Origin of the sequence: Spirosoma endophyticum (assembly GCF_900112365.1) — a bacterium.
GTDB classification, from domain to species: Bacteria; Bacteroidota; Bacteroidia; order Cytophagales; family Spirosomataceae; genus Spirosoma; species Spirosoma endophyticum.
In genome coordinates this window covers 1-19,566 of the sequence record NZ_FOLQ01000045.1, presented here as the reverse complement: position 1 = coordinate 19,566, position 19,566 = coordinate 1, and the positions used below count along the sequence as shown (strand labels likewise).

The following is a 19,566-nucleotide window of genomic DNA, read 5'->3' as shown; positions in this document are numbered from 1 at the left end:
CCTGCATTACCAGACCCCGGCGCAACAAGAGTCCTATTTTTACACCGCTCCAATGGCTGCCTAAAAAAATCTCCAGTGTACTGTTGCAAGTCCAGACCTTGTTTTTCTAGCACTAACTTGCTACCAACAAAACAACATACGATTATGAAAAGGCTTTTACTATTAACAGGTTTCTTAGTGCCCTTTTTAGGGTTTTCTCAGTCGCCAAGTGATCAAAAACAGAGTGAATTATTAGACCAAGGTCATCTAAACGCAGGTATCAATATCGGTGGCGCTTTTGGGCCTATTTCTAGTGGAGACACTAAGTATTTAGCTCCTCATATCCAATATTTTCTCAAAGATGGCTGGTCAATTGCTATAGAGGGCCGTCATAATGTAAATGGCAATTTTTCTCGGTATACTGGCATTGGTCTATCTAGCCGCTACTATTTCGTTCGAGACAGGCGGCTGGCTTTGTTTGGTCAGCTAGGAGCAAGCTTGGGGCAAAGTAAATTCTCTGGTCAGGCACTTACGGACGCCATGCAGTATTTGCCAATAAGCTCTTACTCTTACGAGCGATATAAGGCTTGGCAAAAATCAGCTGGATTGGGTATCCACTTCCGAATAGCTAAGCGTTGGGCTTTAGAAGGGCTTGGGGAACGAGCTTGGACGGATCTTAACAGAAATATATCCTATCGAAGATGGCAGGGGAGTATTGGTATCAATTTTCTATTAAAATAGAGCTATTCCCCTTTTAGTGATAAGACTAATATCGCTACGATACGTGAATATTTTCATAACATAATCGTAGTTATAAAACCGCCCTTCAATAAGTACAAAATGCGATGAATGCGAAGGTTATCGTCATTTTGCACTTTATCTTAACCATACCCTTTTGAAAACAGTAGTTGTCGCTCTAAAAGCAGTGGGCATTGCTCTGCTCTGCTTGATTAGTATACCCTTTCTCTTTTTCTTCTTCCTTCAATCAACCGACGGGCCAGAGATTGATAGCCAAGAGCTCGTTAATAGCCAACCGTTCCAACATCTCCACCAGCTCGTCCATCAGCTCGATAATACGAGGGATATTGTGGTTCTACCCCGCAACGAGTATATAGTCATTGATAAGCTAGCCGTTAACTTGGCTAATCGAACGTTCGGTAGGGGCCAAGTACGAGTACAAGGTATCGACGAATCGTATAAGCTAGCAAATTGGCATAAGTTTTCATCCCTGGACTCGTTGTTGGCCCCTCAGCACCTGGATAGTACAACGGTTTATCAAATCACAAAGGCGATGAAGACGACTAACGTAGAGTCCATAGAAATTACGTATAAAGTAATAGCCTACCGTTGGAAGCCAACCTCCTGGCGGTACAGCGAAGAAGGCATACTGTATGTGGAAGATGATATGGTAAATCGCTCACAGTATAAACTATTTGAAGCGCTAGGGCCCAACTTTTATCACTATGCTCGCTTGCCTGACTAGATCGAACTAAAATCTACTGACTATTCCTATTGGCTAAGGGCCAAATATTGAACTTTCTGTAGGGTAGTTGTATAACTAATGTGGCTGTTGCAAAAGTAGATCAGTATATAATAAAACTGATCAGGTAGTGGTAGGGCGATGACCATTCCGCCTTATTCGACGGGCGTAAAGCGCAGGTACTTCTTCAAGTTGTACGCTATGGCCGCCATGTACATTACTTTAGCGGCCGATTCCCGACGCCGGGTATTGATTTGGCGCAGCCCATAATAGTTGATCAAACTCCCCAAAACCGGCTCGACCGTCGCCGATCTTATACGCATCATGCGCTTGCCAAATCGACTCGATAACCGCTTTTCCATGCGCTCATATTGGGCTTTATAGTAGCTATGGTGCAACCGCTTCGCACTGGCTTTCTTGCCTTTACATTGCTCACCGATGGGACAGTTCTTGCAATCAGAGGCTTTAGCCGCATAGCGCTTTTTGGCATTGTCCTGCTTGTCGACTACTAGTCGATCAAACCCCAAGCGTTTCCCCTGACTACAGGTATAACTATCACTCGGTATATCGTAGTGAAAACCAGACCGCTCGTCCTTGTATTTGCCATGGGGTGGAATGAAGCCATCTAGTCCTCGGGCTTCCAATTGCTCATAGTTCTCGCCTGAGCAGTAGCCTGCATCGGCCACCACATTACTCATCACCACACCAAAATGATTCAAGCGTCCCTGAGTCGAGTCGACAATGGGCAGCAGGTTGCGACTATCGCGCCGGTCAGCAGAACCTGCCTGTATATGAGTAATAACATGCTGAGATGGGTCCACACTCACACTAGTCATATAGGCTAATTGGCGTGATTTGCCCGTTTTGAAGGCAATGCGGGCATCGGGATCAGTGGGGCTATAGTGAGTGAGATTGCTCAGGAGTTGGCCGGATTTGTTCGGAGTGGCCTTCTTGATATTAGCCTGAAAGCGGTGAATGTGCTGCAAGCGATCCACAGAGGCTGTTAGTCGGGGGGCAGTTCGTTTGCCTAATGTGGGTATTGTCTCCGAAGACCAGATCGAGGGTTTGGGCTTCAGCCGACTCATCGACGCATTGGCTTTAATGTAGGCTGAATCAATGACTTGAGTGTGTCCGCTAACGAGTCCTTTTTGGATGCATAAACCCACGACTTGAGTAAAGCAGGCTTCAAAAACAGAAACTGGAATGCGTTGGCGAGTGCGCGTGAGGCTACTATGCCAAGGTAATGGGTGCTCAAGCCCATACCCCAAAAAGGAACGGATACCCAGATGCAGGTTGGCTAATTCGAGTAGTTTTCGGTCGGAGGTAATGTTTTCAAAATGCTTCACTAAGAGCAGTTTAATAAACACCAGCGGATCAATCGATGGTCGCCCGATCGTGCTATAAAAAGGTTCAAAGAAGGGTCTGATAAAGCTAAAGTCAACGGCCTCCAGCAGTTGCTGGTAGAAGTGCTGCGTCGGCACCAGTTTGATCAGCGAGGTGTTGGAGGGATGATAGCCTAACATAAGCTGTTAAACTACCAAACTCTCAATGAGTTACTTTTGCAACAGCCACTAATTTTATGTTATGTGAAATAGGGAATAATACTGTAGTGAGCTTTTACTTTGGGCAAATTAGAAAAGTTACATCAATGATGAAAATTATAGTGGTTACTGGTTTGTTCTTAGCTGTAAGTTGTTCTGACGGTTGCCAAAATGGAGCAGCCTTTTATAAACCACAACAATGCTCAATAATTGTTGAGCAGCAAAAGTCAAACGGTCGATATCTAACCCTTAAAGGAAAAAATAGCTACACAGGTAAAGAAGACAACTATAGTGACCAAGGTGGAGGGTGGAACATCCAATATGATAAATATATCGAAGTGGGTGGTATAGTCACCAAACGGAAGGATGAGTTGATAATTTATGTTCATAAGAAGGATACTACGTTAGCCTTTCCCTACGATTGTCAAGGCAAAATTTACCAGTAAAACAGCCTTCTTTTTTGTTGTATAAGTGCAATTATGTTAATTAAGCGCCCTGCAATAATTGATCAATGGTCTGTTGATCGATGGTAAAAGGAGCTGCCAAATCCAAGATAACGGCCTTTTGTACATCTTCTGTCAAGGTACTCCAATTATCAATATGAGACAGGTGGGTTCTTAGACCTGCTAGGTAGTGGGGGACCGCCTCGATACGACCGAATTGGGGTTGATAGTCTGAACGAATACCCTTGTAATAGTCATTCAGTTCAGTAGTAACCCGTTTGAGCAAATCACCAGAGTAAGGTGATACCGCCAAATAGCGAGCTTCGTAGTCTTCACTTTGAAATTTAATAAAGCTTAAGGCTTTTTGTAAAAAGATCAACTCGGCAGTCTTGTCTACAATAAAGGCCATTTCTCTGTTGTATAATATATTAAGCTAGGTCAACCAATCGGCAAAGGGCCCCAATTGCAGTAAATTGATTAATTACCTCAGTAGCTTTTTCAAGACTTTCAACCGGAAGTACAAACGATTGCTCGTCCAAAAGGATATGTGTTCTATCATGAGCATCCTTTAGCCCCATTCCAAAATGCTCTGCGAATAGCTTGGTTGAGGATATTTTGCGGTAACCATATTGCCAACCATAAAACTCTATATATCGCATTTTTCAGTTGTATAATTTGCTTTATGATAACTTGGAAATTATATCAGTGAACTAATTTATTGTTATATGTTCAACTAATGCTTATTGAATGTATAAGAAAAGGATAAATGATAGGCTCTGGTCAAAGCCCTTGCTCCTTCAGGTACAGTTGAAGCGTAAGTATTTGTAAGGCCAATATCATTTTGAAAAGCCATAGATAACACATGCGAGCGAACAATTTTCCTTGACACAGCAACACCCAGAATAACTCCGCTATTCCAGTTTACAAATGTGTCAATTGGGCGACTTTGTCCCGACTGGTTAGACTGAATATTGTGATAGAATAAGATTGGTTCTAGTATACGCCCTACAAATAGTCCCCCTTTAACCGAAACGACTAGTCTTGTTGGGTCCCGGCTTAGAAAGTATTCAGCGCTGCTATTTAGCTGTAAGCCTCTTAAACGTTCCGTTTCTTCTAGATCGGTTACTTTATTTCCAGCACCTAGACTCAAATAATCCAGACTACCATTTAATGCCCATTGTTGGGCTAAAAACCATCTACTATGAACCCCAATACTCGGCAATAATACCGCGTTTTTGAGGTTTACGGTGGAGTGGGTTGAAAACTTAGAAATTCCAATACTGGCATGAATACCGAAGCCGGAAAAACAATCTTCAAGTACCCTATCAGCTGCTTGATTTGCATCCTGAGCTAAATTTATGTTTACCACAAGCGATACGAGTTGGAAAGAAAAAACGGCTCGAAGAAATAAAACTTTCATAGCAAACAGCAAAATAAGGACTATAACATATCTGACGGTACGATAACTTAGAAGCTGTTTTAAGGGGTACTTTACTCGTAGTTGGCAGTCTCAATCTAGGGATATTCCATTAACATAATACTACGCTTTCACCTTCCCTTTCCAACGTACAATTCGGCCTGTTTTTGCTGCTCGTATAGAGGGGCCAATCTTGGAATAGTTTCTTAACATAACGTACCTTATGCAACTTGACTAAGAAAAGTACCATTTCTAAAGCATCCAATTTGTTGAAAGGATGTGCATAGAACCGCCCCTTCATAGCTATACTATGACAAATGAGTTAATCTTTTCAGGAAATAGTTGGTCAGCTAGTAAAATTTCGAATTCTCAGACAACGCTCCTTCCTGAGACAACTCAATCTTCATATATCTGCTCCAGGAAATGGGTATTATTTGAGACATTCCTTCAAATGAAAGTAGCCGCCCCTAATCGATAGCTATCGTCAGGGGGCTACTTTTCATCGTTTACTCATTGATGGCTTGCGCTAAGTCTCATCGTGGGCTAAGCAGATTGACAACGCTTTATACGTGTCAATCTGCTGCTGGAGCGTTGCGATCACCTATTCAGCGGTGGCCACTGCATCAGCACCTGCCAGGAAACGTAAGGGGGTCTTTTCTTCAGCCGCAATGGTAACCAAGGCCTTTGTCAATTTGGACGGGCCCCCTGACTGCTGACCGTTCGCACCTTTCCCAAATGGTATGAGTTGTTCTCTTTTTCTGGTGTAATATGCTCTCGAACCAGACAGATCGTATCCTAACCCTAATTTCATTCGTGTTTGCTAGCGGATCCAATCAAGCGCGGTGAACAAGAGTTAGTAAGTCTTTTAAGCAACCAGTTGGCAGGCAATAAGGCTAGCAGCAGGCTGCGCGTTATCCTGCCATAAGTTAGTGGCAGTGTTCATCAGGGAACCTTTCGGGTAAACTAGTTATGAACTTAATTTCCTCGCTCATGCAGCCTTTTTTGCCAATTAATGGTCAATACTAATGAACCCGGATGGTATTGATTAAAAGCCAGGGAACACTGACCATGCAAAGACGATTCTGGTTTGTCATGTTAACGGGGCTCTTATTCGGCTGTAACCGGGTTGCTGACCTAAGTCCACAATCCGATAGCCTGCCTAAAGAGGCTATTCAAGTGGTTAAAACGAAATATCCCGAAGCCGCTACCCTCGTTTTCAAGACGTTGACTGACCAAAAAATTTGGCAAGTTAATTTTACCAATAAGGCTGACGCTCATCAATCGGTCGTTAGTAAAGTAAGCTTCCTGTCAAACGCCAGGATGGTTAATGGCGACATTCCGGACTCGCTTCTACAGGTTATCAATCAGCTTTCGATTAAGGGGGGAGCTTTTCGTAATTTTAGAGTCGTTGATCCGACGCCGATCGACAGCAATTCTCAACTCATGGCCGACTATCAGTGGCATGGGGAAGACTATACCGTAAAGTGGGTTCGGCAACGCCGGAATATGGCCTATACGGTATTTATGTATTCCCGATCGAGCGTGGAGTATGTCGTTGATGACACGTCTGTTCTACCCGATAAACTCATCAAATTTTACCAAAGCACGGCTGTTTATAAGAAAGTAGGCCGGGTAAAAGTGTATGTGGACGGGACCGGTAAAAAGATGTACCGGGACGTCGGGTCAGACGCCCCCTATTCGACCGTCGCTCTCTTCAACGAATCGGGCGATCCACTTTTTTCCCTCTACTCCGATATGGCAATGGCCAACTATACAATGAACCCTGATCTGGCCGCTTATCCGGTGGCTATGCAGCAGTATATTAAAAACAAGATTGAATCAGTTGGCATAACTGATTACTTCATTCAGCATTTTAGTCAAAACGGAGCAAGCTGCTATTACGTAATGGATTCCACGGACTGGATCGGCTATGAAACACCCAATTTTTTTAGCAATAGGGCCCTCTTTTATGATGAGAACCAGCCCGTGTTTGTCAGTAGTATCGTGCCCGTTAAAGAGGTGAACGGCTTTGTTTTCGATGCCAGTGGTACGTTTATGTACCGCATTTTCGGGGCCCAGGTTTATCAATGAAGTATACCGGATGGCTACCCGACGACTCTCCCTGGTGACCCAATCGGTGTAACCGCCTACTCTTGTCAACCCCACTTTGTGCCGAAAACATCACCGTTGGAATAGCCTTATTTATGTTTTTCAAAAAAAGAAAATATGACAATCTAACGGACCTGGTAGCGTCTTGTCAACAGCAGGACCGCGCTGCGCAACATATTTTTTATGAGCGCTATAAACGAAAGATGTTAGGCATCTGCCAACGCTACACGCGAACCGTTTCCGAAGCCGAAGACATTTTTCAGGAAGCGTTTATCAAAATATTTAAGCACATCGATGAATTACGGGAGCCAGAACTAGCCGACCAATGGGTGAAGAAAACCATCATTCGAACGGCCCTTACGTATTACTCGCTGACCACTAAAAAAGAGCAGGTCTATACAGTCATTACGGAAGAGGAATTAAACCTGGAAACAACCGACGGCCCCGACATCATCAGCCGGATGGACCTGGAGGTGCTGTTAACGATTATTCGCGAGCTACCGGATGGGTACCGAACAATCATCAATTTGTATTTGATTGACGGGTATACGCATGCCGAAATTTCACAGATGCTGTCGATCACCGAATCGACCTCTAAATCACAGCTAAGTCGCGGGAAAGACTTATTAATCAAACGAATACAACAACACGGAGGGGTAGAATATGAACGGTCCAGAAAAAGATCCTGATGACCCAATGCGGAAAGCGCTCGGGGAGCGCTTTGACGCTTTCGAGTCGGAGGTGCCCCAATCACTGACCGACCGCATCTTTAGTGCGTTACCGTCCAGAAGGGCAATTATTGATTGGTCTATCTCGACGGTCTTACTAATTTTGATGGGTTTCTTCCTGGAGCTACGGACGAATCATCAGGTTGACACCGCCTCCGGGGCACCATCGCAGGAAAGACGGTTCATTAAATCAACGCTAAAGAGCCAAGGGATAGACGAAGCCGTTACGGCTCCCCTGCCAAAGGAATCGTCCGGGTTGACGGTCGAAAATGCGGATGGTAGCCGGTATGTCAACCGAGTGGTAGACTCTTCGTCAGTTAGCCGCAAAACGTCATTTAGTCGGAAAGCGACGGCTCTTCCCCGGCAAAGCGAACGCCCCCTAACCGGCCGAATCTTACCGGCCGGCGTTAGCCAACCGCGGACAAGTCAGTCTACCTATTGGCTTAAACCAGCACCGCCACTCGAACGGATTGAGCAAACAACAAACAACAGTAGCGATGCGCTTACCGCCTTCGAGTCGGTGGCGACTACGGCTGTACCCGTCATCGCATCGGTGAACCCACTTCCCTTTCGACTACTGGACGTATCCTCCCTCACGTTGACGGTGCCTGTCAGTAGCCCGTTATCGGTAAAGTCGTCAGGCCAGCCACGAAGGTCAATCTGGTTCTTCTCCGTGACGCCCCTGCAAACGTTTCAACTCGTTACCCTTCGGTCTACACCGGATTATACGATTTCGGATGTTCGCTTCGGGTCGGCCTTTTCCTGGCAGTCAAAAGGCGTCAAAGTGAGTGCAGGCTTTGAAAGAAACAACGTTCAATTCCTGCTAAACTACACTCTTTCGTCAACCACCCTGTCGTACCGGCGGGCACTGGACGAGTTTACCTTACCCACGGTGGCCCATGATCCCTTCGAGGTTACCCAGTCGACCACGCCACTTACCCTAAAAGATAACCTCCAGTGGCTTAGTGTGGGCATTCGTAAGAAAAAGACCTTTCGGCTCGATCACGCCCTCTATACGGGGGGCGTAGGCCTGGAGTATGGATGGGCACTGCCCACGGGCAAATCCATGGCGCTGACCACACTAAGTTTAACAAAAGACGTAATGCTTCTGGATAAGACTAGATTGTCAATTGGCCCGTACGCCGAATTCGACTTAACCAAGCGCACCCTTCTGCCCGAGGTATGGCAATCCAGATCGTACCGCGTAGGCGTCACCATCGGCATCCATTACGCGGGGAAATAAGCAAGCCTGCCGCTACCAAGAGATAGACTACTAACTGGATTATGAACAAGCCCATAGGGATTATTTTACTGGCTCTTCTGGGGTACGCTTGTGAGCGCCCCGATCAGACAACGCCCGAAACCGCTTCGGCAACGGAAACACTCATCTTAGTGCAGGCCAACGACTTTACCATCAATGCACTACACGGCCAAACGGGACAACTGACCTGGAGCTTGCCGTTACGGTACGATTTAACCTACAGCTCGGCTCCATCCCAGCTTGGCCGGTACACAATAGCGGACAAAAAGATTTTCTATTATGCCAAACCGGACCTGATCGGCCTTAAAAACTGGGGCGACACAACCGCTTTATTTGCCAGTCAACCAGCGGTCAATCAATTAGGGTCAATTAATGCGGTCACGGGCCAGGCAATGCCAGCAACGGCGTTGAAAATTAGTCCAGGGTTTCAGCTTCCCTGTGCTAATAACGACTACTCATGCACCTATGCCCGGTATTATTATTGGTTGGGCGTTAACCAGGGTGTGGCCATCCTGGAATCCGTTCAGACAAGTGGTCTGCCATTGCATTTTGACAGAAAACTACTGGCCATCAACACCGAATCCGGGACCGTTTTATGGACCTTCAAGGTGGACAGCGATAACCCGACAGCAACGATTGACAACGGCAGGGTCTACATTGGGGATACCCATAAATCGTACGTGATTGACCTGAAAAGTGGGTCTAAGATCCAGGAATACGCGATAGGCGGTATTATTCCACCGTTTACGGCCAATCTTTTCTTTAAGCCTCTGGACGCCTGGGAAGTCGTGGTTGCCGATGCCCAGACGGGCGCCGTAAAATGGCGTACGCAACTGGGTAATCCGCTCAAAGATCTGGCCATCGGTAACGGACTGGTGCTCACAAAAGTTGAGGACAGGAATCTGATTCAAGCCCGGGACGCGACCACGGGCACGGTAAAATGGTCATTTAGTGACAATACCAGCGGAGGCTTTATTTCGTTGCAACTCGTCAACAATACGTTGTATACGATGAGCCAGACGCGCCGTGTCTACGCGATCGATCTGGACACCGGTGCGCTAAAGTGGAAAACGGTACAATACGGAGCTCCTGATATTCAGGCCAAGTCGACTATGATTTATATGATGCAGACCGGGCACCAGTTGCTGGGGCTCAACCCCGCCACGGGCGAGCAGGTATGGGAACGTTTTTTTATGCGGGACTCGCCCGCGAAAACGATCCAGAATTTTGCTGTATTTAATCATAGCGAGCTGGATTTTTAGGTGCCATCGTAGGCAACTGATGGCATTGGACAGATAGTAAAATTAAGTGTACCATAAAACGCTTATATACGAGACGGCAGCCCCGTCAAGTATCTGCTCGTTAATTGGACGGCTTATTTTAATAACCGGCAACGACTATACGTAACTTACGGAGAAGCTTTTTTTAACTGTACCTGCTTACCCAGACTACCTTGACCGATGCGTTTAAGATCCATAGATAAGCCGCCTTAACTCGAGGAGCCTACCCCCATCCGATGCTTTTAACTAGTTAGATCGGTTGCGTAGGCAACATAGGAAGCCGAATGCTGTGTGTATCAACACCTATCCTGAAAGCCGCTCATTTCAGGTAAACCAAATACAGGATGCCAGCACGCACACATAATCGGTCTGACTTTTCTTCTAAGGACATTTCCAGCGCTTTTCAGTAGACATGAGAAAAGCCAAAACTTTGGTATTTTATATAAATAAGTGACAAAAACATGATAAAATCATTCATCGCCTTCCTGCTTACGGGTCTGGTAATGGCCTGCGCCTCGTCTGATCGTGACGATGCCGTAATCCCGGCCAAACCAATCGATTACACCGTCGGCCTGGTGGGTAAATACCCGGTAACCTTTTTGCGAGATGCTGGCCGTTCGATGGACCTGCCCCAAGGGGAAACAACCGGCGAATTTGAGGTTAGTAAGGTTGATTCGGTTACCATTTTTATCCGGACTACCGTCGAATTTAAGGCGTCACATTACAGTTATCGATTATCGGGTAAGTATGGGTTAAAGCCGAGCCCAGCCGATCCTAAGCAGTTTACCCTTCTTGTTATTACCTCTAGCCTATCCAGCCCCAGCCAAGCCACGGGCACCATCAGTCCTACCGAAATAGAGCAGCAATTCGTTGGATCCTACGAGGGGGATATTACCCAGTTCAAAGGGAAACGTGGTTGACGTAAGCTTGGTCTGCCGTTTGATAAGCTCCCTAAGTTTCAATGCAAATCAGCAACCAATCGAGTTGCCGCCGTCGACGGGCAACGACGCTAATGTGAGGTAGAAAACCGTAGCCGAGCGGCTAAAAAATGGGTCGGTTTAGACGTTTGTAACCGCTCGGTGGTGATGCGCGGTTCCCTCACTACGCCGTAGCGGCTGGGACATACCAACCGCAGTCATATAGATTAGGCAACAAAAGAACCTGTTTTTCGTGTCATGTACTGGACAACTAATTCGTCTATATTCTCCTTACCTAACGCTGATCCCCATGCTTATCAATCGTACCGCTTTCCGCTTTGTCCTCATAGCCGCCATCAGCCTGGTGGCTGGTGCCTGTTCCGAACGGATAACGCTGACCCCACCCGACCAGCCCATCCAGAACGCCACCGTTTTTGTGGGGGATCAGGATCGTAAATTCTATGCGCTCAACGCCTTGACCGGAAGCCCGCAATGGCAAGCCACAACCCCCGAGATAATTACCTCCTCCCCCGCCGTTAATCAGGGCATGGTGTATGCCCTGAGTGATCACCAGCTATATGCCTTTGACCGCCAGACGGGACAGAAAAAGTGGACCTTTACCACCGAAGACACCGGGGCCAATGCGCCCTCAACGCTGATTAGTCGTGGGGGCCAGGTGTACTTTGTGGGCAATTTCGGCCGTAAATTATACGCGCTGGATGCCCTAACCGGGGCCAAAAAATGGGCCGTAGCGGCACCCGGGGTCGACATTAATGGCAATCCCATTGGGTACGGGGTACCGACAGCTACCGACCAGAAGGTGTATATCGGTAGTGGCGATAAGGTGTACGTACTGGATGCCCAAACGGGGGGTACTCAACAAACATTGACCTTTGGGGGCGGCATCTATGGGGCGCCCCTGGTGGCCGAAGGGACTCTGTTTGTGGGCGGCTATGATGGGAAGCTCTACGCCCGGGATGCATTGAGTGGCCAGCCCAAGTGGGAATCTACCTTGGGAGGCTGGTTGGTCTACGTTAACTTAGTAGGCCGAACGCTGTACGTAAACAGTTGGCAAGAAGTTTTCGCCCTGGATGTCAGTACGGGCGCTCAACAATGGCGCTTTAAGCCCGCCATCAGTGGCAACACCGGCGCACGCACCCTTACCAATGGGATTGTATATGGGGCCTATTCCCTATTGGACTCCCCGGAGGCTCAGCTTTACGCCTTAGATGCGACAACCGGCCAGAAGAAAGGGGATAGCTGGGCCTGGCCTGGTGGGTTTAACAGTCGGGCTACCCGGGCCATCGCCGTCGATGGCTTAGTGTATGCGGCTGGGCGGGATCATACGTTTTATGCCCTGGATGGGACTAGTGGCCAGATTAAGTGGTCTTTCCCGACCAGTGGCGATATAACTACATCCCCTTGTGTGGTCACCCAGCAAGGCGTTTTTTTCTGAGGAGCGAGGCTCGTTTCTTGAAATCGACTGAACCAGTAATACGTCGAATACCGTGCGTTAGCGCCAGTAGTTAGGGAAGCACTCGTCAATCGAGCGATTTCAAGGCAACACGCTTTATGGCTGGATCGTTTTTATGTTCTTGCTGTAAGCTAAGCGACTAAGTTGTTTTAAAGCTAAGTTCCGCATACGTTAACGATACTGTTGCGTTTATCTGGCAGCTTACTTACTAACGTATTATTGATAAATTTGCTTGATCACTTAATAGGAGTTATCAGTCTTCACCTGACCGTAACATAGTGCGTTGACAATCCGATCAGGTTGGCGCATTAGCAAACTACCATTGATTAGTAAATTTTTATGAAGTATTTCTGGCGTATTTGTAGTACAGCCTTTTTAGTACTGATTTCCTTCTGGTCAACGGCTCAAATTCAAGTTACCTTTCCCAGCAGTAGAGCCGTATTTCAGCGGAGTAATGCCAATCAAGCTACAGTACGCGTCTCGGGTTACTATACCACCTCGATCACCCGAATCGAAGGCCGCCTGGTAGCGCGTGACGGTTTGGGAACCACCACGGATTGGCTTACCCTACAAGATAATCCAGCCGGTGGGGTATATACGGGTGATATAACCGGTACCGGCGGCTGGTATAATCTGGAAGTGCGAGCGCTCAATGGAAGCCAGCCCGTTGGGAATACCACGACGGTTGAACGGGTGGGTATTGGTGAGGTATTTATTGTGGCCGGCCAATCCAATGCCCGGGGCGTTCACCAGATTGCCCCCAATCCACGCAACGACTTGGTAAATTGCGTCAATAGCAACTATACCGAAGGTTTTCCTAACGACCCGCCAAAGCCCGTTTTTACCCAACTCGATAACTCGGCCGGATTCACCATGGCGCCGCGCGGAGTCGGTAGCTGGTGCTGGGGTCAGTTAGGCGATATGCTGGTCAAACGACTCAGGGTACCCATTATGTTCTTCAATGCCGCTTTTGAGGGCACGGCCGTTCGAAACTGGCGGGAGAGTGCGCCGGAAGGCGGCACCGCCTATAGCGTGTATATAGGCGTGCCGTACGCCCCGCGACAACCCTACATTAATCTGAAAGTGGCCCTGCAATTTTACGCGAATATGCTGGGCGTTCGAGCCGTTCTATGGCACCAGGGCGAGGCTGATAATTTTACCAACACACCCACGCAGGACTACGTGAATGACCTGCAATTTACGATCCGACAGGCCCGTCAGGACTTTAATCGGAACATGTCCTGGGTGGTTGCCAGAGCTACGTACTCGGATTATTATGGTGGTCCTGATGCGGCCGTTATTTCGGCTCAAAACCAAGTAATCAGCGCCACGCCTAACGTGTTTACGGGCCCCAATACGGATGGGATTCAGATCCCCCGAAATCGTCCTCCCCTGAGTGATCAACTACTAGATGGCGTACACTTTGACTTTAATGGGCTGGTTGAGGTCGCCAACGCTTGGAGTACTAGTTTAGATGAATCATTTTTCCAAAGCTCAACGCCAATCGGGCCTGCTTTGCCACCAACGGTTTCTGTGGCGTGTGCCGCCAACAACACGCTACGCTTGACGGTCAATGGTAATTTCCCAACGGTACAGTGGGCGTCGGGTGAATCAGGCAGTACGATCACCAAAGGAGCCGGTACCTACAGCGCCAAAATTAAAGATGCCCTCGGGAACACATTTTTCTCCCCCCAGATTCGGGTTTCTGAGGCACCCGTCGCGGCCGTAGTTGGCAATGGACCGCCCTCTATTTGCTTTGGCAGCAACCTCTCGTTAACCACTAATTACGATAACGTTACCTGGATCAATCAGCAGACCAATTCAACCGTCTCCAGCTCCCGTTCCTTTGCGACTGGCACTGAAGGGGCTTATTTTGTTCGATACCGGGATGTAAGCGGCTGTGAGTTTACGTCCAATACGCTGACTGCCACCCTGAAGCCATTGCCCGCAACGCCCGCCATTGTCAACGACAAGCCTACCACATTTTGCCAGGGCGATAACACCGTTTTGCGCACCAGTACTGACATCGACCGATATACCTGGAGTGATGGTCAGCAGAATAAAGTGGTAACGGTTGGTGCCTCAGGCGCTTATTTTCTGACCGTTACGGATCAGTTTGGCTGTACATCGGCCCCATCGAATACCATTGCGGTAACAGCCAACCCGGTGCCGGTTAAACCGGTTATTGCGACCAGTGGCCCCACTACCTTCTGTGCCGATCGAAACATTACCCTGACCGCTCCCCAAAACGAAGCCTACCAATGGACCAGCGGCCAAACGACGCAGCGTATTACCCTGACTGAATCGGGTAATTTTGCGGTCCGAACGCGTAACCAGTTTGGCTGTTCCTCAGCGCAATCAGATCCAGTAGCCATCCAGGTGAATCCTTTGCCCCAATCGCCTGCTGTTTCGGCCGGTGGATCAACAACGTTTTGCGATGGCAATCGGGTTACCTTAAGGGCAAGCAGTCCGCTCGATATCCTTTGGACCAGTGGCCAAACCACGAAAGACATCGTGGTTACCTCATCCGGTAATTACGCCGCCCAGGCCCGCGACCAGATTGGCTGTTTATCCCCTATTTCAACCCTTTTCGCCGTCAAGGTCAATCCATTGCCGGCAACGCCTACCATACTGGCCAGTCCTGACCGCATTATTTGCCAAGATGATAAGGTTACTTTACGCGTTGATGGCCCTTATAGTGTCTTCTGGAGCACCGGCGACTCAACCCAACGCATTACGACGGGTACGGCTGGTACGTATTCAGCTAGGGTACGGGACGTGAACGGGTGTATATCCCCCCAGGCGGGTAACACAACGGTTGAATTAAGGCCATTGCCTGCTCCGCCAACGATTAACATGATTGGTACGTATACGCTCGAAGCCATTAGTACCGCCAATGGGACTCAGTTTCGGTGGTATCGGGGAACGGATTCCCTGGCGGCACAATCGGCCATTATCAAAGCCAATCAAACGGGACTTTATACCGCCCGCTCGTCCACGATTTATTCGCCCATACTAACCTGCTACTCGCCTCCGTCGGCCCCGTTTTCGTATACGATCGACTTAAGTACTAAAGGGCTCAGCATCTATCCCAATCCGAATCCGGACAGAACGGTTACGCTCGAAACGCAGGAAAATTTAGTTAACGCTAGGGTAACAATTTTCACCGTCACTGGTCAACAGGTTTTCTCGACTACCGTTCCTTTATTCGACGAGCGCAAACAGATCGTGTTAACGGGCTTGTCTTCTGGATCTTACCTCGTCCGTGTACAAGCGGCCAATTTTGACGTTTCAAAGCGAATTCTTGTTGGGTTATGAATGTAGTTTACACTGAAATAGCTTAACACTAGCTGCATAATATAGGCTATAAGTTTTGAGTATTTGACTTTCATAAAACATTGACTTTCAATTACAAAAAATTGTAGCTGTTTAATAAATTATGAAAATAAACAAAATAATGGTTTTGTGCTTAGTTGCCCTTACAAGCATGGCAATGGGTTTAGGCTGTCATAAAGACTCATTACCACCCTGTGAAGGTGGAAACTGCTGCTGGCAGGGTGGAGGGCCTGAGTTTGTCAAACGGGTGGATGGTGCAAGGGCAGAGTATGGAGGATCGGGGTTTTCCTTAATGGAGCCAATCAGCGTAACTAATGGCTATGAATCACATTCGGTTTTACTTTGTCCAGTGCTAGAGGACATGGTGCGTAAAAAGAAATTATTCAATAATTATACAGCAGTAGGTAATCAGGTACGATTAATCGATTCAACGCGCCTCTATCGTTACAGGGTCTGGGGCATTATTTATAAAATGAATAACATAATAGGGATCATTCCTAGACCTACTTATGCAATAAGCATTGATCGTATAGAAGACTTTCAATAAACGCACATAAGCCTACCGTATGCTACTAATTTAGTTTGACAGTTATTAAAATATCTGACTCGTATTCAAAAAGGTAAATTCTCACAAAAGGCTCCTGCATGAGACGAAAGGTTTCGCATGTATCGGCTACGTAATTGGGGCGCTTTACGAGATAGCTTTTAGGGAGGTAAAACGATAGGCATAAGCCTAAAAAGCAGGTGAATTTCCGACTTGCCAAAAGAAAGACCGACAACAGGTCCAAAGACCCGCTGTTACTTACATGAAAAGGTAAGTAACAGTCTACTACGCACAGGCACCGAAAAGTTACCCATTTCTTGTTCGGGATTGGACAAAAGCTGTCCGATTGTGGACAAGGGTTATAAAGAAAAGGGCCAGTAAGCATCCAGTACGGCATTCTTTGCATTGGTACAATAATTGTCCACCTAGTTGAAAAAGAGCGATTGCCTGAGACTCATGTTCCTAAACTATTTTAAATTCGCTTGGCGGAATCTGCTGCGGCACCGCCATTTTACCCTATTAAATGTGCTGGGCCTGAGCGTGGGCGTTGCCGCTGCGCTACTACTATTCATGGCCGTGCGCTATGAGTTTAGTTTCGACAACTTTCATACGAATGGCGACCGCATCTATCGAGTGGTCCGTAAAACGGTCTTTCGCAACGGTAACGAAGCCTTCACGCCCGGTTATCCGTTGCCAATGGCGGCGGCGCTCAGAACCGACATTCCCCAGTTCGAGACGATCGTCCCCGTCTTTGCCACGCTCCGTCCCCAAGTGACAGTACTGGGCCGCACACCCAACGCGACCAGGACGGCTACTAAGTTTCTGGAAGAGCGGGAAGGTTTTCTGGCCGGGCCGGAGTTCTTCCAGCTATTCCACTTCCCCTTCCGCATTGGAACGCCCGCTGCGCTGGCTCGCCCCAACGTGGTGGTGCTAACCGAAAGCTACGCCCGCAAGTATTTCGGCCGAATAGAACAAGCCGTGGGGCAATATCTGCTCATCAACAACAAATTCCCCATGCAGGTGGTGGGGGTGCTGGCCGATCCGCCCAAGAATACCAGCTTCCCGCTGAATCTGGTCATCTCCTACGAAACCAAACGGCGGGATTTCTCGGGCTCGTTTGGCGTGACGTCGTTCGACGATTGGGGGGCTTCCAGCAGCAACGACCAGCTTTTTGTGCGGCTGCCGCTCAATTTTCCCGTGACTCAGGCCGATGGGCTGCTAGCCACATTCTCCCGCCGACACTTCGATGAGGGCACCAATAACGACAAAAAAACGCACTTCCTTAGCCCACTGGCCGATCTGCACCATGACGACCGATTTAACGGTTTCTCGCCCAAAATTAGTCCCGTGCCGCGTCAACGGCTGTGGAACATGGTGGCGGTCGGGGCGCTGATTCTGCTGATGGCCTGCATCAATTTCGTCAATATTGCGTTGGCCCTGGCCACCAAACGGACCAAGGAGGTCGGCGTGCGGAAAGTGCTGGGTAGTCAAAAAAGCCAGTTGGTGACCCAGTTTCTGATCGAGACCGTGCTGATGGTCGTGGCTTCCATTGGCATTGGGGCGGGGCTGGTCTACTCAGCCCTGCCCTTGCTCGGGACGCTGTTCGGCCTACCGACCGACCCAGCCCTTTATTTCAGCCCCGATCTGGGTTTGGGTCTGCTATCCCTGCTGGTGGGGCTCACGGCACTGGCGGGCTTGTATCCGGCGTTAGTCCTGTCGTCCTTTTCGCCGTTAGTGGCCTTCCGTAACCGGGTAGCTTCGGAAGGGGGGCTGTCGCTAAGGCAGGGGCTGATCGTGGCCCAGTTTACCGCAGCGCTCGTGTTGCTGATCAGCACGGCCGTCAACTTGCAACAGATGGATTTTCTGAGCCGGATGGACCTCGGCTTTGCCAAAGAGGGCATTTTTTATTTCGGCATGGACCGAGAATACAGCCCTCGCAACGCAACGCTAAGAAACGAACTGCTACGGATTCCAGGGGTGAGCAGCGTTTCGTTCTTCTCCGATCTGCCTTCGTCGGGCACCAAGTTTCAGAGCAATTTTGCGTTTACCGACATGGCCAGGGACGAGGATTTTCCCGTCTCGATGAAAATGGCTGATGGCGACTACTGCAAAACGTATGGCATTCGCTTAGTGGCTGGTGCTTCCTACGCGACCAACGATACGGTTCCCAAGTTTCTGGTCAACGAAACGCTACTCAAAAAACTGAACATCCAAAACCCGGCTACGGTCATTGGGCGCAAACTGCGGTTAGGCGGCTCACCGCCTGCCGAGATTGTGGGGGTGGTGAACGATTTTCAGACCAATTCGGCCCGTGATGGCGGTGTGCAGCCGATGGTGATCCTACCAGATACTCATTTCTTTAATGGGGGCAGCGTCCAATTACGCTCTACCAACTTAGCCCGGACTGCCGAGCAGATTAAGGCCATTTACGCTCGTGTGTATCCCGAAGTGGCTTTTTCGGGCAAATTTTACGACGAAGAACTCAATACCTACTATGCGGCTGACCAACAATTGGGCCTTCTCTACCGCGTCTTTGCCGGACTCACCCTTTTCATTGCTTGTCTGGGTCTGTTCGGGCTGGCCACCTTCACGGCCGAGCAGCGCACGAAAGAAATCGGCGTACGCAAAGTGCTCGGGGCCAGCATTAGCAGCATCGTGGCGCTGCTGTCTAAAGACTTTTTGAAGTTGGTGCTCATCGCTATTGTCATAGCCTCACCCATTGCGTATTATGCTATGAATCGCTGGCTCCAGGACTTTGCACACCGAATCGACATCTCGGGGTGGGTGTTTGCGCTGTCGGGTTTGCTGGCGGTGGGCATTGCCCTGCTGACGGTGAGTTACCAAAGTATTAAAGCGGCTTTAATGAATCCAGCGAAGTCATTACGAAGCGAATAGGCTCACGAACCCGTCATTCGAAGAGTCTGAGAGTAAGGAGACTCGAGTTTACTTATTCTCAAATAAGGCTCCTACTTAAAGCGATAGAATCTTCATGTGTCTGTGTCTGCTTCATAAATGGGGACTAAGTGAGAGCACCATGATGTTAAAGACGTAGTTGAT

At 48.4% G+C, this 19,566-nt stretch carries 17 protein-coding genes; 12 read left to right on the top strand and 5 right to left on the bottom strand.

The window, feature by feature from the left end; genetic code table 11:
- Window positions 1-144 precede the first annotated feature (144 nt).
- Both BM202_RS35030 and BM202_RS35025 read left to right on the top strand, forming a co-directional pair.
- Window positions 145-720: a porin family protein gene (locus BM202_RS35030; protein ID WP_093835029.1), complete on the top strand. Its 576-nt coding sequence runs from the start codon at window positions 145-147 to the stop codon at window positions 718-720.
- A gap of 154 nt (window positions 721-874) precedes the next feature.
- On the top strand, window positions 875-1,462 hold the full coding sequence (locus tag BM202_RS35025; RefSeq protein ID WP_093835027.1) for a hypothetical protein: 588 nt from the start codon (window positions 875-877) through the stop codon (window positions 1,460-1,462).
- A gap of 152 nt (window positions 1,463-1,614) precedes the next feature.
- Here BM202_RS35025 and BM202_RS35020 read toward each other — a convergent pair whose 3' ends face one another.
- Window positions 1,615-2,982, bottom strand: coding sequence for an IS1182 family transposase (locus BM202_RS35020; RefSeq protein WP_245776936.1), 1,368 nt, complete (start codon window positions 2,980-2,982; stop codon window positions 1,615-1,617).
- A 125-nt stretch (window positions 2,983-3,107) separates the two neighbouring features.
- Here BM202_RS35020 and BM202_RS35015 point away from each other — a divergent pair, with 125 nt between their 5' ends.
- Window positions 3,108-3,446: a hypothetical protein gene (locus tag BM202_RS35015; RefSeq protein ID WP_143100872.1), complete on the top strand. Its 339-nt coding sequence runs from the start codon at window positions 3,108-3,110 to the stop codon at window positions 3,444-3,446.
- 40 nt (window positions 3,447-3,486) lie between these two features.
- On the opposite strand, the gene BM202_RS35010 is transcribed toward BM202_RS35015, so the two are convergent.
- From BM202_RS35010 to BM202_RS37965, 4 genes are all read right to left on the bottom strand, one after another.
- Window positions 3,487-3,852 (bottom strand): hypothetical protein, encoded by a 366-nt coding sequence (locus tag BM202_RS35010; RefSeq protein ID WP_093835023.1) that lies wholly within the window; start codon window positions 3,850-3,852, stop codon window positions 3,487-3,489.
- Between the two features lie 19 nt (window positions 3,853-3,871).
- Entirely contained in the window at window positions 3,872-4,102 is a 231-nt protein-coding gene (locus BM202_RS35005) for a hypothetical protein (protein WP_093835021.1), read from the bottom strand.
- 74 nt (window positions 4,103-4,176) lie between these two features.
- Window positions 4,177-4,863 carry a hypothetical protein gene (locus tag BM202_RS35000; RefSeq protein WP_093835019.1) on the bottom strand — a complete coding sequence of 229 codons (687 nt, stop codon included), beginning with the start codon at window positions 4,861-4,863 and terminating at the stop codon, window positions 4,177-4,179.
- A gap of 598 nt (window positions 4,864-5,461) precedes the next feature.
- Window positions 5,462-5,671 (bottom strand): hypothetical protein, encoded by a 210-nt coding sequence (locus BM202_RS37965; RefSeq protein WP_093835017.1) that lies wholly within the window; start codon window positions 5,669-5,671, stop codon window positions 5,462-5,464.
- A 257-nt stretch (window positions 5,672-5,928) separates the two neighbouring features.
- Here BM202_RS37965 and BM202_RS34990 point away from each other — a divergent pair, with 257 nt between their 5' ends.
- The 9 genes from BM202_RS34990 (at window position 5,929) to BM202_RS34950 (ending at window position 19,404) form a co-directional block, all read left to right on the top strand.
- Entirely contained in the window at window positions 5,929-6,951 is a 1,023-nt protein-coding gene (locus BM202_RS34990; RefSeq protein ID WP_143100871.1) for a hypothetical protein, read from the top strand.
- 62 nt (window positions 6,952-7,013) lie between these two features.
- Window positions 7,014-7,658, top strand: coding sequence for an RNA polymerase sigma factor (locus BM202_RS34985; protein ID WP_245776935.1), 645 nt, complete (start codon window positions 7,014-7,016; stop codon window positions 7,656-7,658).
- Entirely contained in the window at window positions 7,633-8,940 is a 1,308-nt protein-coding gene (locus tag BM202_RS34980; RefSeq protein WP_093835011.1) for a hypothetical protein, read from the top strand. Before BM202_RS34985 ends, BM202_RS34980 begins: the two co-directional genes overlap by 26 nt.
- Window positions 8,941-8,981: 41 nt before the next feature.
- Window positions 8,982-10,220 (top strand): outer membrane protein assembly factor BamB family protein, encoded by a 1,239-nt coding sequence (locus BM202_RS34975; RefSeq protein ID WP_093835009.1) that lies wholly within the window; start codon window positions 8,982-8,984, stop codon window positions 10,218-10,220.
- Between the two features lie 479 nt (window positions 10,221-10,699).
- Window positions 10,700-11,158, top strand: coding sequence for a hypothetical protein (locus BM202_RS34970; protein WP_093835007.1), 459 nt, complete (start codon window positions 10,700-10,702; stop codon window positions 11,156-11,158).
- 307 nt (window positions 11,159-11,465) lie between these two features.
- Complete coding sequence (locus BM202_RS34965; protein WP_093835005.1) at window positions 11,466-12,611, top strand: outer membrane protein assembly factor BamB family protein; 1,146 nt, start codon at window positions 11,466-11,468, stop codon at window positions 12,609-12,611.
- A 357-nt stretch (window positions 12,612-12,968) separates the two neighbouring features.
- Complete coding sequence (locus BM202_RS34960; protein ID WP_093835003.1) at window positions 12,969-15,947, top strand: T9SS type A sorting domain-containing protein; 2,979 nt, start codon at window positions 12,969-12,971, stop codon at window positions 15,945-15,947.
- Window positions 15,948-16,068: 121 nt separating this feature from the next.
- The gene (locus tag BM202_RS34955; RefSeq protein ID WP_093835001.1) at window positions 16,069-16,512 is read left to right on the top strand and encodes a hypothetical protein; all 444 of its coding nucleotides are present in this window, start codon (window positions 16,069-16,071) and stop codon (window positions 16,510-16,512) included.
- A gap of 453 nt (window positions 16,513-16,965) precedes the next feature.
- Window positions 16,966-19,404, top strand: coding sequence for an ABC transporter permease (locus tag BM202_RS34950; protein ID WP_093834999.1), 2,439 nt, complete (start codon window positions 16,966-16,968; stop codon window positions 19,402-19,404).
- The last annotated feature ends 162 nt before the right edge of the window (window positions 19,405-19,566 follow it).

Excerpts from the sequence above, each read along its gene's own strand:
- BM202_RS37965 (WP_093835017.1), bottom strand. The coding sequence starts at position 5,671 with ATGAAATTAGGGTTAGGATACGATCTGTCTGGTTCGAGAGCATATTAC.
- BM202_RS35020 (WP_245776936.1), bottom strand. The coding sequence starts at position 2,982 with ATGTTAGGCTATCATCCCTCCAACACCTCGCTGATCAAACTGGTGCCG.
- BM202_RS34965 (WP_093835005.1), top strand. The coding sequence starts at position 11,466 with ATGCTTATCAATCGTACCGCTTTCCGCTTTGTCCTCATAGCCGCCATC.
- BM202_RS34990 (WP_143100871.1), top strand. The coding sequence starts at position 5,929 with ATGCAAAGACGATTCTGGTTTGTCATGTTAACGGGGCTCTTATTCGGC.
- BM202_RS35030 (WP_093835029.1), top strand. The coding sequence starts at position 145 with ATGAAAAGGCTTTTACTATTAACAGGTTTCTTAGTGCCCTTTTTAGGG.
- BM202_RS35000 (WP_093835019.1), bottom strand. The coding sequence starts at position 4,863 with ATGAAAGTTTTATTTCTTCGAGCCGTTTTTTCTTTCCAACTCGTATCG.
- BM202_RS34950 (WP_093834999.1), top strand. The coding sequence starts at position 16,966 with ATGTTCCTAAACTATTTTAAATTCGCTTGGCGGAATCTGCTGCGGCAC.
- BM202_RS34960 (WP_093835003.1), top strand. The coding sequence starts at position 12,969 with ATGAAGTATTTCTGGCGTATTTGTAGTACAGCCTTTTTAGTACTGATT.
- BM202_RS35015 (WP_143100872.1), top strand. The coding sequence starts at position 3,108 with ATGATGAAAATTATAGTGGTTACTGGTTTGTTCTTAGCTGTAAGTTGT.
- BM202_RS34980 (WP_093835011.1), top strand. The coding sequence starts at position 7,633 with ATGAACGGTCCAGAAAAAGATCCTGATGACCCAATGCGGAAAGCGCTC.
- BM202_RS35010 (WP_093835023.1), bottom strand. The coding sequence starts at position 3,852 with ATGGCCTTTATTGTAGACAAGACTGCCGAGTTGATCTTTTTACAAAAA.
- BM202_RS34975 (WP_093835009.1), top strand. The coding sequence starts at position 8,982 with ATGAACAAGCCCATAGGGATTATTTTACTGGCTCTTCTGGGGTACGCT.
- BM202_RS34970 (WP_093835007.1), top strand. The coding sequence starts at position 10,700 with ATGATAAAATCATTCATCGCCTTCCTGCTTACGGGTCTGGTAATGGCC.
- BM202_RS34955 (WP_093835001.1), top strand. The coding sequence starts at position 16,069 with ATGAAAATAAACAAAATAATGGTTTTGTGCTTAGTTGCCCTTACAAGC.
- BM202_RS35005 (WP_093835021.1), bottom strand. The coding sequence starts at position 4,102 with ATGCGATATATAGAGTTTTATGGTTGGCAATATGGTTACCGCAAAATA.